This window comes from Candidatus Marinimicrobia bacterium CG08_land_8_20_14_0_20_45_22, from assembly GCA_002774355.1.
Classification (GTDB): domain Bacteria; phylum Fidelibacterota; class UBA2242; order UBA2242; family UBA2242; genus 0-14-0-20-45-22.
Genome location: PEYN01000067.1, coordinates 1 through 13,576 on the forward strand (window position 1 = coordinate 1; position 13,576 = coordinate 13,576).

General features: G+C 47.3%; 9 protein-coding genes and 1 pseudogene. 1 reads left to right on the forward strand and 9 read right to left on the reverse strand.

Annotated features, from left to right (window positions below):
- Window positions 1–14: 14 nt before the first annotated feature.
- The 8 genes and pseudogenes from COT43_04120 to COT43_04155 all read right to left on the reverse strand — a co-directional run bounded on the left by COT43_04120 (window position 15) and on the right by COT43_04155 (window position 12,748).
- Window positions 15–755 carry a hypothetical protein gene (locus tag COT43_04120; GenBank protein ID PIS29288.1) on the reverse strand — a complete coding sequence of 247 codons (741 nt, stop codon included), beginning with the start codon at window positions 753–755 and terminating at the stop codon, window positions 15–17.
- A gap of 57 nt (window positions 756–812) precedes the next feature.
- A complete protein-coding gene (locus tag COT43_04125; GenBank protein PIS29289.1) occupies window positions 813–2,558 on the reverse strand; it encodes an AAA family ATPase in 1,746 nt (581 codons plus the stop codon).
- A gap of 22 nt (window positions 2,559–2,580) precedes the next feature.
- Window positions 2,581–5,547, reverse strand: a complete 2,967-nt coding sequence (locus COT43_04130) for a restriction endonuclease subunit R (protein ID PIS29290.1) — start codon at window positions 5,545–5,547, stop codon at window positions 2,581–2,583.
- A 561-nt stretch (window positions 5,548–6,108) separates the two neighbouring features.
- Window positions 6,109–7,739 (reverse strand): annotated as a pseudogene (locus COT43_04135) (site-specific DNA-methyltransferase).
- Between the two features lie 114 nt (window positions 7,740–7,853).
- Window positions 7,854–9,983 (reverse strand): hypothetical protein, encoded by a 2,130-nt coding sequence (locus COT43_04140; protein PIS29291.1) that lies wholly within the window; start codon window positions 9,981–9,983, stop codon window positions 7,854–7,856.
- Between the two features lie 243 nt (window positions 9,984–10,226).
- Entirely contained in the window at window positions 10,227–11,102 is an 876-nt protein-coding gene (locus tag COT43_04145; GenBank protein ID PIS29292.1) for a methionine synthase I, cobalamin-binding domain-containing protein, read from the reverse strand.
- 38 nt (window positions 11,103–11,140) lie between these two features.
- Window positions 11,141–12,436: a hypothetical protein gene (locus tag COT43_04150; GenBank protein PIS29293.1), complete on the reverse strand. Its 1,296-nt coding sequence runs from the start codon at window positions 12,434–12,436 to the stop codon at window positions 11,141–11,143.
- Between the two features lie 6 nt (window positions 12,437–12,442).
- Complete coding sequence (locus tag COT43_04155; protein PIS29294.1) at window positions 12,443–12,748, reverse strand: hypothetical protein; 306 nt, start codon at window positions 12,746–12,748, stop codon at window positions 12,443–12,445.
- Window positions 12,749–12,784: 36 nt separating this feature from the next.
- On the opposite strand from COT43_04155, the gene COT43_04160 reads away from it, so the two are divergent.
- The gene (locus tag COT43_04160) at window positions 12,785–13,048 is read left to right on the forward strand and encodes a hypothetical protein (GenBank protein PIS29295.1); all 264 of its coding nucleotides are present in this window, start codon (window positions 12,785–12,787) and stop codon (window positions 13,046–13,048) included.
- 257 nt (window positions 13,049–13,305) lie between these two features.
- Here the strand turns inward: COT43_04160 and COT43_04165 are convergent.
- Window positions 13,306–13,576, reverse strand: a 271-nt coding sequence (locus tag COT43_04165; GenBank protein PIS29296.1) for a hypothetical protein, incomplete at its 5' end; no start/stop codon positions are given.

Here is a 13,576-nt window from a genome sequence, read left to right on the forward strand (position 1 = left end):
GTTCCTCATGATTTTCAAAACGCTAAAGAGAGTTCAGGAGACTGATATTTTTCCGGCATTTCGTTATATACTTTGCCTTCGAGAGTGCGTCCGTTTTTCTTCTTATTGAAGCCTCCCCATTGTTTGAAGAAGAACGGTACGTTTGCGTTTTGGCAGTGTTCCTTGATTTCAAACACCCATTCTGATTTCATCGGCCGGGCGCCGGGACCGGATTCGCCGCCAACGATCACCCAATTGATCCCTGACAGATTTATTCCCGTAATCGGTCCGATTAAGGGTTCGACGGAAAGGAACCGGACAGCGGCGGGAATGCTTCGGAGGTGCTTGATACGGAAAACGCTCTCTTCATTTTCAACGGTAACGCCCATCCAGACATTTTCCGGCCAGGGCAATTTCCCCGCAAGTTCAACCAGACGAGCCGAGCGCTTCGTTAAAATCTGGAAGTGATGCCAGCTCGCTTTTTCCATTACGTTGAAGACATGCTTAATAAAATCTATAGGAACGTCTTCATGGAAAAGATCGGACATTGAGTTGACGAATATAGTTTGTGGCTTCCGCCAATGCAGAGGCAATTCGATCAAATGTTCATGGAGAGTTACGTGAAAGCCATTCGCATAATTTGCCTGACCCATTGCCTGAAGTCTTTTTGCCATCCGTTCGGCATAGCAGTTCAAACAACCGGCAGAGATTTTTGAACAACCTGTTACAGGATTCCAGGTTGATTCAGTCCATTCGATAGAAGATTTCTGTCCCATTATAAATGCTCCAGCAAGTGGTCAGCGAATAATTGGGACATTTTACAGTAGTAGATATTAATCATTTTTCACAATTGCTTTTTTCGAAACCTCTACTATAGTGTCAAGAACGTTTTTAACTTCCTGATCAATAGATTCTTTAGGAATTAATTTTGCTAATTGATAATAATCAGTCTTTCGCATTAGGAGGGGGAGGTCAAGTTTTTTAAAATAGGCTTTGAATAAAGGATCAAGAAAATCATCAGTTGCTTTAATTTTAGCAGACCATGCTGGTGGTTTTCCTAACGTCTCAAGCGCTGAGATTACTTCTTGAATAGATTCTTCCATAGCTCTTATCCGACGTTGTGATTCAGCTGAACTAAAAATGTCAAGAGGTGATTCCGTATTTCCAGCATAAGCAATAAGTACTTCTTTTCTACAAAAATAGTTCTCTATTTCGCGGCTAGTCCACATAATTTCTGTAAGTTGACTTTCTGTTTGTAATGGCCTATCAAGATGATCGAAAAGTGCAACACCAACTAAATCGTTTTTTGCCTCTCTCAGGCCATTGAAATGATCACGACTCTGTGGGGGATGGTTGGATCCTAAATAGTGAACAAATGGACGTTCTAAAACTTTGATTGCTTCGTCATGCCCAAGTTTTATAGCGAAAGTTCTAAGTATTTCGAGGTCCGTCGAGCCTTCAAGGTAGAGAACCCAACCAGACTGTTCTGCCTGATAGTACTGATCCCATCCGATGGACTGAAGTGATTTAGATAGCTGTGATCCATGATCGTTTAGTTTATGAGGCTTTCCAATAAAAGCTATGACGGTGCCTTTTTCTGCGGCTTCGGAAAGAACAACCTCCGAATGGCTGGCGACAATGATTTGTGAGTTTTGTTTAGAAGCCGCGTCAAGAAGGATGTTATAAATTTGCCGTTGCCGCAGAACTTCTAAATGAGCATCTGGTTCATCAAGTAGTAGCGCTGTTCCTGGGTGTAAATAGAGATGTGCCAGCAATAAAGTGGTTTGTTGTAAACCACGACCGGAGGAGGATAAATCAAGAACATGTCCATATTCATCTTTATAGGACATTGTTATTTCACTTCTTTCAACAATGTACTTCGGTGGTAACAATTCTATTCCAAAAAAGGAACGAATATGGTTTACCATATCATTCCAATATTTATTTTCTTTATTCATCTGGGATATTTGGAAGCAAAGATTTCTAAGAACTTGGGCGGTTTGTCCTTGACCTATTAAAACTCCGATTTCCCCACTTTGTTTTATGAATTCCGTGTCAGTTAGTCCAGACATTGGCGGTAAGAATGCAATCTTTATATCTTCTACTTCATCTGGGACGGGCATCCTATCATTTTTATCGCCAAGTCTTAATGGTCGACAATAAAAGGATTCTTCATTTGCATAGTCAAATTCCATTCCACATGACCATGGTTTATCTTTTGTAACGCCATCTACAATAATTTCAACTCGAATATTCTGAGTTTTTTGTGATATTGCTATGCCCTCTGTTATACGACTAACATCTCGTACATGTAAATTTCTCCACAGTAAATTTGCACTAGGTACCGGAATTGCTAATAGATCACGTCTATTGATTGTTACACCGGGCCTTTTTTCGGGAGAAGTTTTACCCTTCCGTTTTTCGTTCCATCTTCGAACACCAATATCCCATAATGCGAGCGCCTGAAGAGCGGTCGTTTTGCCACAGTTATTTGGGCCAATTAAAACCACGTTATTATAAAGCTCGATGTCAATTTCATCAAGTCTTTTAAAGTTTTTAACCCTTAGTCTTGTCAGCATAATCAGAGTTCTCCTTGAGTATTTAAAGAGTTTTTATTGTTTTTATGGCATTCCAGGGATCATCAATTTCAATGAACGCCCAACGACCAAAACCACCGTGATTATTAATTGCCGGAACCCAGAGCGTGCGGGCGGTAGAGACTTTTGCGGCTTTATCCTTTTTCTTCTCGCCGGTGACCTCGATAATCAGATTCAGGATGTTATTGGCGCCTTTACCATCATCGATGCAGGCGATAAAGTCTGGATAGTATTGATGTTCTTCGCCGTTGATAGTATAAGGGATCGTGAATCCGAGGTTGTGGTTTTTTACATAGCGGATAACCTCGGGCATATCTTCAAGATCGGCGGCCATTTTCTGTTCCCAGGATTTCGTATCGGCGACGACATGCGAAACGTGGCACTTGTCTTCACGAGTGGCATAAACCGATCGAGTCGTATCGAAGTCAACATACCGCGTAGAACCGATGGTATCGTAAGGTTGTAGGATGGGTTTGAGCGCGGCCGTACCATCGGTCGAGGCGACGATGGCTCTATAAATGCGGTCAGCGGCATCATGTGCGAATTCGATTAAAAGGAGCAATTGAATAAACGTGTTGTCCTTCAGGATGACGCATTCGGTCAGCCAACGTTTGGATATTCCCAGCAGTTGCGGAAAAAGCCACGGTTTATTGTTACCATCGTCGTCACGAAAATACTTCTCCAGCGTGAGTTTCGCCAGCATAAAGGCGACTTCATTGGCGCGATGACGTTTCAGGTCGTCAAGAGTGTGAATACTGGATTCGCCGACAATAGGAGCATTTTCTGTTTTAGTAGGAACGTCTTTTGTAGATAGCGTCAGGTTGGAATCATCTGTGAAATTAGCCGTAATTCGTTCGCCGGAGAGGTCATAGCGGTAACCAATCAAACGGGGAAAAGTTATTTCACAGGCGATCCGACTTTCGATAGCGCGGACGCGAGTGGGCATCGGACCGGGTTTAGGTTCTATTGTTCCGCCGCTACAGGGTATAAATGAAAATGGAACGCCATAGACTTCTGCGTACTCAGGGTTGAAATGTCCTTTTTCGTTAGCAGAATAACTCATGCGGCGCAAAGCGCGACCGACAACCTGCTCGCATAATAGTTGCGTACCGAAAGCGCGCACACCAAGAATGTGAGTGACGGTCTGAGCATCCCATCCCTCTGTAAGCATTGAGACACTGACAACGCATTTGACATACTCACCGAGCTTGCCTTGTTTTCCGACAGTATTCATCACTTCGCGGAGCAGGTCTTCATCCGTCAGGCTTTCGGAGTCGCGTCCGGGAAAACGGGTACGGTATTCGGCTTTAAACTCTTCGATTTCACGAGAGGCGATCTTTTTAAAATCGTCACTCATTGCCTCACCGGATTCGAGCTGTCGGCTATCTACCAGTATGGTATTTGGACGACGGAGCCAAGAGCCATTCCCATCGTCATTTCTAAAGATAGGCAATTGCCCTGCCTGAACGATGGTTTTATCACCGATTTGCTTTTCCCAGCCTGCGATATAGTCGAAGACGAGCTTGGAAACATTGGTATTGTTACAGACGACAATGAACACGGGTGGTGTAATCCCGCGGGCGCGAGCTTCGGAATTTTGTTCCCAAAGGTGGTAGTATTTTTCGTAGTTACTATAGAGGCTATGTAAAGCACCCTGCAGTTCTACCGGCGGTTTGGGTTCGCCGCCAACCGCCTCCGTTTTGCGTCCCTTTTTGGGTAAATCATCCCGTATGCGGAACCAAAGGTCCCGATAGGTCGGTTGATCGCCTGTCATTGAGTCGTCCGCAACCGGAACGCGAGGCACTTTGACAATACCGGATTCGATAGCGTCTATCAGCGAGAAATCCGATATTACCCACGGATACAAAGTGGCTTCAGGATAGCCAGAACCTCTGAGAAAGAACGGCGTAGCCGAAAGATCGTAGATGGTTTTAACACCGATTTTTTCTTTTACTGCTTCGATGCCGGAAATCCAGACGCGGGCATCTTCATTACGCTTTTTAGCTTCTGTTCGGTCATCCCCCTTTAGTTGATGTTCGTCTTCATCGCTATCCGGTTTTCTACGGTAGCAATGATGCGCCTCGTCGTTGATCACGACGATGTTTTTCTTTGTGCCGAACTCGCGGCAAACACGACGCACCATTTCATCAGGGGTTTCTTTATTTATCCCTGTTTTAGTTTGACCGGACAGTTCTTTCGTTAAGCGTGAACCTTCAAAGCGCTCGCGGAGCGCAAAGGCATGAAAATTCGTTATGAGAATCTTAGCCCGACCGATCTGCTCGATCTGTTGTGCCGGTAGAATGTCGCGTTGTCGATAGTAATTCTGAGGATCGTTGGGAAGCAACACACGCAACCGATCCCGGATAGTAATTCCCGGAGTGATGATTAGAAATGTATCGGAGAAACGAGCATCCTGTGGATTGGCTTGTTTATTAAGTGTCTGCCACACGATGAGCATTGCCATGACGACGGTTTTCCCCGAACCGGTCGCCATCTTGAAGGCTGAGCGCGGCAGTCCGGGATTTGATGTATTGTTTGCTTCTTGCAATTTTGTTTCTAAATAGGTGTCGCCGTACTTCTTGGCAACTTCAGTTATATAAATAACTGTTTCAAGGGCTTCAATTTGGCAGAAAAAGAGTTTCTTTTCCCGATTAGGGCCTGTCCAGTAAGCAATTAAGCGCGCGGTCGTTGGCGTCACGCCGACATAACTGCCATTCCGCCAAATCTCTACGCGACGTCGAATGTCGTTGATAAACTGATTCTCTTTGACTCGGTCTTGTGTCCACTCCGTATAAATCTCAAGTTGTGTAGCGCCTTTCTTCTTTGGTTTTGCGATGGGTACGAAATAGGTACTGATTCTCCTTCCGTCATCGATTTCATTTGTGATTCCATCGTCCGAAAAGCGGAAATGACGCATTGGTTTATCATAAGGTGAGTTAATGATTGGATTTTCGATAACGACTTGGCTCATATTGATTCGCTATTTTGTACAGGATTGGGAGTTATGATTTTCAGTGATTTGATCACAGATTTTTACCCTCATTTTAAAGCAGGTTAAATAACAACTGGGTTTTTCATAGATCGTCATTGATGCAATATTAACCATAGATTTTTATGAAGTCAACCGGAATATCGCTGATTATGACAGAAATAATTGAATCGGTAAAATGAATTTGAAAAAACACCTGACTTTGTCCTTGTTTTCTGATAGTTTTTTCCTTTCCTGTTGAGTACTGTACTAAAATCCTCTTTGTCTTCTCACTGAGCCCAGTTCGCCATGGCGAATCTGCGTTTAAAAAAAGTCGATTGGCTAGATTTAGTGGATTTGGTAGAAATGGATTGATAGGACCTGTCAGCTTCGAGCGGGTTGATTGGGTTAATTTGATATAAGGTAGGGGTAAAGTTGGGATAAAATTGCAGTTTGTGATTTGGAGTTTGGTATCTGGTCATTGGTTATTCGTGTCCATTCGTGTTCATTCGCGGTTCCGAAAAGAAAACCTTCCAGAGGGCGAGAAACCCCCGAGAGGATAGATCACAAGTTCAGATAGATTTGATCGGGTTCGCGAACGACAGAATTCCCGTTTTTAAAAGTTGTAGATGTCGGCGGCAACTGCGCCGGTTTGCCGTTCAGTAATTCGGTTATGGTCAGGATTTGAACTTTCGGATAATCTCTCTGCCAGCCTTCGGAATGATAGAGTCCGGCGGAGATCGCTTCGGTCAGCATATCGCGGGTCGGTTCATTCAGTGTGATAAAGATTCCAATTTCCGCCTTCTCGCGGTCGAGGACGCCAATTAAATCCCTGACGTCGCCGCTTTTCACGTGTCCGCTCTTGACCTGAACGAGGACGCGTTTGCCTTTCCCGGTTTGATCGTCAATGAAAGTAATCAATCCGTCAATGCCCTTGTCGGCGCCTTTTTTCTTTTCACCTCCCGCACCTGCGGGACGGGCTTTGATCAGCGAGAGCGCCCACCACTGGAACTGATAGCGGTCGTCATTGGCGAGTTGGAGGGCGGAGGAAACGTCTTCCGGTTCACCAACGACGTTATAATCTTTCTTCGGTTCAAGGTGAAAAGTGTCTTTCAGGCGATATTTCATCAGTGCGATAGATAAATGCGTAATATCTATACCGATCCATTTCCGGTTGAGATTTTGAGCGGCGACGATGGCGGTTCCACAGCCACAGAACGGATCGAGGATGACATCGCCTTCGTTGCTGGACGCTTTGATAATACGTTCCAGTAAGGCGATGGGCTTTTGAGTGGGGTAGCCGAGACGCTCATTTCCGCCGGTTTGTTCTATATCAGACCAAAGATTTGAAATTAACCAACCCTTAGTATGTTCCGGTCTGTATTTTCTATAAGGTACTTTGGGATTTGTCCAGTCAACATCGCCTTTTTTGTCATATTCTTTTAATTTATCTAATGATATTTTCCAGCCAGCTTTTGAAGTAGCGGATACGCCTTTATATTCATAACAAAGATTTGGTCTTTCACCCATACCCATAGACCTAAATAAAGGACTTTTAGTAAATCTGCCCTTGGCGTCCTCAAAAGGGTAGTGTTCAATAATTTCTTGATTAGTAAAAGGGATTTTTACATTTTCACTATCAAAGAAATAATCGTCGGATTTGGTATAAAAAAGTATAGTGTCTGTGACAGTTCCAAATTTTCTATCTTTAAATTGAGATGTTTTTAAGCTACTGGTTCTTTTCCAGACGATCTCATTTCGAAAATTACCGAAACCGAATATTGCATCCATTACTATTTTCAGGTAATGGCTTGCTGTCGGATCGCAGTGCAGATGAGCGAGCCGGTAGGTTTGAGGACGCGGTGTAGTTCGATCAGTCGCGCCGTCATCATGACCAAGTAAGCCATCATCTGGTTAGTGCCGAGCGTAAAACGCAGGGAACTGAGCAGTCCACTGACCGGAAGGGAAGCGGTAACGACATCGTGATAAAGTCTTTCGGCGTCTTGCGTCCAGTGCCATGTATCCTCGAAGGCTGTAATCTGTGCGTCGGCTTCCGAGCCGGATTCGTCTTTGAAAAGAACGTTGTAACTTCGGTTGGAGTTGAAGGGCGGGTCAAGATAGATCAAGTCAATGCTTTCCGACGGAAAGTGCTTTTTGAGGATCGGTAGATTGTCGCCGTAGTAGAGGGTGTTCATGAGAACTCCGTTTTGATAGATCGTGTCAATTCATATTTCAACTGCATTACGGTAGTTATCTTACTGAAATTAATCTGAGTTGTCAAGGAAGGAGTGAAATGCTTAATGTCCGTTTTATCCGGCGTGGAGTTCCGCCAGCTTCTGTCGGGCTTGAACCGCCGGGGCATAGTCGGCGTCGGCGTTTTTCCAGATTTTCAGCAAAACCTTCAGATGTTCGGCGGCTTTGGATGGATTGTCGAGAGCGATCTGAACCAGCGCCATCTCGTACAGCGCATTCGGAGAGTTGGGCAGAATCCGCAAGGTCGATTCTAAATAAGAGTTCGCCTTGCTGTAATCGCCGATCTCGCGGTAGCACCGCGCAATGTCCGTCATAACGGCGACGTCCGTCGGAACGTATTGCAACTTCGCCTGATATTCGAGGAGGGCATCGATGTAATTCCCGCGCATTTCACAAATCTTCGCTCGGGCGTCGTGAACTATAACGTTTTTAGCGTCTTCGCCGAAAACACGGATCAGTTCTTCCACCTCGCCAACGGCCTTTTCGGCGGCGGCAATGTCCTGAGTTTTCAGAGCGACTTCGAGATAGCCGAGCGATAACGCGCGCAACCACGGCATCGATAAACGTGAACGGTAGTCATTCAATGCGGCAAGCGCGGTGGATTTGTCACCGATCCGGATGTACAGTTTCAGCGAGCCGTCGGAAAGTTGGTTCAGCGCGGCGTCGATGGGATTGAGATATTTTGCCTGTTCGGCGAATTTCCGGTTCCGGCTTTCTATTGCCTTGCGGATTTGTCCCGTCATCTCATAAAGTTTTTGGAACGCAGCGAGCGCATCGGAGCGCTCGAACGGAGTTTTGGACGCCTTGAGCGCCTCTCCGTACTTTTCGAATGCGGCTGAGAAATTGCCTTTCCGGGCGTCGATGTCGCCCAGCCGGATCGGGATGAAAATATCAGCGGGCTCGATGACCTGTGCATTGATAAAATACTCGGTCGCCTTCTGGTAATCGCCCATCGTGTAATACAATTCGCCGAAATCCATGAACGACTGGTAATTCTCTGGGAACTCCTTTTGGTACTGCTTGTAATATTTCAGCGCCTGCTTGAATTCGCCTTTTTGGAGATAGACATTGCCGAGATACCGGAGATAATACCGACGCGCGTGGTCGATTTTCAGGATAGTTTTGTATTCCTCGATCACCTTGTCCAGACGGTTCATCTTGAGGTAATTTCCCGCGAGCCGGAAATGTGCGCGGACATCACGCGGATACAATTGCACCCACATGTTCAGCACGGCGGCGCGCTTATTGGGATTTTCCGTAATGAGATAATATTCTTCTTTAATCGCGTAATGCAGATTTTCGGGGAGTTTATAGATATATTTCATTGCCGATTCGATGGCGCGGTTGGCGATTTCCGGCTGATTGTTTTTGATGGCCGAGCCATAGAGCGCCCAATAGGCCGCGGCGAAAGTTGGGTCGGTTTTTACGGCGTTCTCGAAGCAACGCGCCGATTGTGGGCAATCGTTTTTCAGATTGACGTAGTTACTGCCGTCGATGTAATATTTATAGGCGGAGACGGAGCGGGTCAGGATTTCCCGGACGGGTAAATCCGGGCAACTTTGAATATGCCAGTCGGGAATTTGCAGGTCGCGCTTGAGCGTCATCGTGATCTGGTCGATGAGCGTGAAGACGTTCTTGTCTCGGAATTCATGCTCCGAAATGAGTTTCCCATGAATCGTTTCGTATAGGTACGTGCTGACGATGAATGTGTCCTGACTCATTGTAAACGAGCCGCCGAGAAAATATTCCCGCTGAATTTCTTTGGCGATCTTCTTTTCCAAAGCCATCGGCATGGAAATGTCCTCGCCGAAGCCCGCATGCAGGATTTTTTGATAGATCAGGTTATCGTAAGCGGAATAGACCGAGAAAAACGGATCCTGATTCAGGTCGATGTAACAACCGGCCATCAGTCCGTACTGGAGCCAGTCGAGCTCCGGTTGTTCGGATTTATTGTCGAAGAAAAAGATAGCGAGTCGCTTGCCGAATTCGCTTTTGGGAATGTTCCGTCGAACCGTCTGTCCGAGTTCGTTTTTCACGGAGACGGATGTGGTGGCGCTACCCAGTTCTTTGCCGGAAAACACCATGAGCAGGAGCATAGCGCTGAAAAAGAAATTGAGCGGAATGCCGATTTTCTCGGTTATTGTCCATTCGTCCCGACCGGGCTTGCCGTGATACCATGCCAGCATGCCGACTGTTGGCAGGAGCGATAATAATAAAACAAAACCCAGATCGACAAAATTGGGGGAAATGGAGAAATGCTCGACCGCCCAGTTGCTGAATTCGATGATCGTCCATCAGATGCCAAGATAGATGAAAATGATTTGAGGAAACCGCCGTTCGAATAGCTTTTTAACGATTGATTTCTTTTTGACTTTTCTCAAATCCGAATTGTTCCTAAAACAATTGACCTGTCTGAGATGCGATTCACCTTACTTCGGTTGCCGGATTTTCTCGCAAATACGGCGGATATAATCGGGCGTCGTTCCGCAACAGCCGCCGACGATCTCCACGCCGAGTTCCTTGATCTTCCGGATATTCTCCGAGAAAAATTCAATGTCTTCGGGATAAACGATCGCGCCGTTTTCGGTCTTCGGCGCTCCCGCGTTCGGCTGAATGACGACCGGACTTTGAACCGCGGCACGGATTTCCGCCGCCAATCCGATCATTTTGTCCGAGCCGATGGAACAGTTGGCGCCGACGGCGCTCGCCCCGGCGTCGATCAACGATTTCATACTGGGTTCCACGCGGTTGCCCATGATTGTTGCGAATCCTTTCGGACTCTGAGTGAAGGTCAGTGTAGCAAAGATCGGCAGGTCGGACACTTTCCGGATGCCCGCGATCGCGGCCAGAGATTCGTTGAGGTCGAACATGGTTTCAATAATGAACAGATCGACGCCCGCTTCCGCCAGCCATGCCGCCTGTTCGCCGAACGTCGCAGTCGCTTCTTCAATGCCGAGCAATCCGAAAGGCTGGAGCATCTCGCCGGTCGGTCCGATGTCGCCCGCTACGTATTGGGTCTTTCCTGCCGCCTGCCTGGCGATGGCTACCGCGTTTTGATTGGCGGTTATTGCCTGCTTTTCGAGTCCCGCTTTTTTCAGTTTGACCGAACTCCCGCCGAATGTGTTCGTCGTGGCGACATCCACGCCTGCGTCGAAATATGCGCGATGGATGGATTCGATGATTTCCGGGCGTTCGAGCGTCCAGAACTCGCTGGGCTTGCCGCTGAGTCCGGTGCGAAACAGCATACTTCCCATTCCGCCGTCGAGAACCAGTCCGTCTGTTTTTGCTTTTTCAATGATATTCATGATACACTTCCCTTTTCAACAATAAAATCTACGGAATTTTATGGCAGGAAAACCATCTTGTTCGTTTGGTAGATGCCGCCGTCCGTCGTCATCCGGTAAAAGTAAATTCCGGCGGAAACCGGTCTGTCGTCTTTACCGCGCCCATTCCAATCGACTTCGTGAATTCCGTCTGGCATCTCCTGATTGGCTACAGAGATTATTTCGTGGCCGCGCAGGTCGAATATCTGAATCCTGACGTGCGCCGGTTCGGCCAGTTGAAAACGGATCGTCGTCGTGGGATTGAACGGATTGGGAAAATTGTCGAACAAGAAGCGGTCGGGCAATTTCCTGCTGTCGGTTTTGGGGATCGCTGTCGGGTCGGCGAGCATTTCCGTGATGACGTTCCCGGAAACGAACGGCGTCGGGAAATCGAGAATCGCGCCGATGGTCGGAACAATGTCCGGGATGGAACGCTTCTTAGACGAATGCCAGCCGCTTTTGACCGCCGGACCGATTCCCAGCAACATGATGTGCCGACAGCCCCAGCAACCGTCGCCGTGACTGGTAAAATTTGTCGTATGCCTGCCATGATCGTTGGTGACCAAAACCGTCGTCGCGTCGCGGAAGGTTGCGTCGGATTGAATGAAATCCCAGAGCATTCCGACAATGCTGTCGGCAATGGCGATAGCCGATGTGTACTGGTTCCAATCGCCCGAATGACCATAGTGATCGACGTCTGCCAAGTACAGAACGGTTAATGCCGGATGATACCGATGCAGATTAGACAGACAGCTCGACCAAACATCGAGATCGCTCTGACCAAGCAGAACATAATTCGGCCAGTATTGTCTGCCATAAGACGAAGTGAAACTTGGCAACCATGGCGTCGAGAGATTCTTGACAAAGTAAAACGCCTGCGTCGAATCGACGCTCTTTTCCTTGCGGAAATATTCCCAGAGCGATGGAACCTGCGCGTATTGTGTGCTGATCCAATTACTTTGGTAGTAACAAGATGTGTCGCGTGGAGCCGTCCACGAGCCTGACCAGATAGCCGGAACGGCGCGTCTGGTGACGGTAATACTGTCGTTGATAAAAGAGTCGAGCACCGCGCCTTGCAATGCGAGCCGTTTCATGTTTGGAATGTATTGTCCGCTCGTGTCGCCCAGCGTTTCGGTATAGCGAGCGCCGTCGATGATGACCAGAACGACGTGCAGGTTTTCCGCAAATGCGAACAGATGCAGGAAACACACCAGCAGAACTGTGAGGAAAACTTTCTTCATATCAACCTGTCTATTGTTCAATAATCTCCTCACCAAGTTAACTGAAAATCGACCGGAGATGAAGAAAAAAGTCATTGGGCGTCACCGGTTGGCGTAGCAGTAGGCGCAGTGATGATTGCATGTGTTGTAAGCGCCGATGTCGTGACTGAGATAGCAACCGCAACCTTTTCGCGTCGGAACAATGGTTTCGGGGAACGATTCGTCCGGGAAAAGATGTTTGAGCAGAATGGCGTCGACACAGTGACTAACCGGTATGTCCGCCTGAACAGCCGATTCGTTCTCACAACAGGCGCTGAGATGAATGCCGTTCGTATCGGCAATCTGTTTCATTTTGATGAGAAGTTCCGTTTGTTGTTCGTGTGTTGGGATAATGAATAGAATGCCCAAATCGGTCGTCAGCCGGTCAAAGCGCGTCCGGACTTTTTGGTACAGATCGACGAAACTGACAACGCATCGATCGACATATTTGGCGAAGAGCGCGCAGAGATCGTTAAAGGTATCGAGACGTTCCGTTGGCGAGGAAACATTGGAAAATATGAGCGGATCGAATCGCCAGATGACGGCTTCTTTTCCGTAACGTTCAGAGAGCCGTTTGATCGTGGAAAGCGAGCGGGGAATATTGGGAATATGCGGCTCGAACGCGGTCTTGGCTTTTCCCGCATAGCCGTTGATGGTGTAATGGAATAGAAACCGCTTTTGATAGATCGGGTCGATGAAGTTCAGCGCCGGAAAGAACGGCTGGTAATTCTTTGACCAGAAGACGATCGCACTGACCGATTCCGGCTTGAGGGAAACGGTGTACGGAACCGGCGAGAAAGGGTTCTTGACACTGACCGAACCTTGCCGGACGGCGTCAAGAAACCATTCGCCCAGAAAGGCGGGAATATCGGTTCTCCTGCTGGCGGAGATGATATGCTTGGTGGCAGATTCCGTTTATAGAGGGATTAAGGTGTTGTTTCGGTCGGCAACGGTTCCGTTTCCTGTGTGCCGATAATTTCGAGGTTGGTCTTTTGCCGGATCACCTGAATGAGTTTGTAGTTTTCGTCGCAAGGATAAAGGTCGAAAGAGGTTTCGGCTTCCTTGAGCGCATATTGGAACCAGCCTTTTCTCGTGTAGGCAATGGCGAGAAAATGATGCGCCTGATAGCCGTTTGGGTCGCTTTGCGTGGCGGCTTTGAATTCGAGAATCGCTTCGTTGATCAGTCCTTTGTCGTAG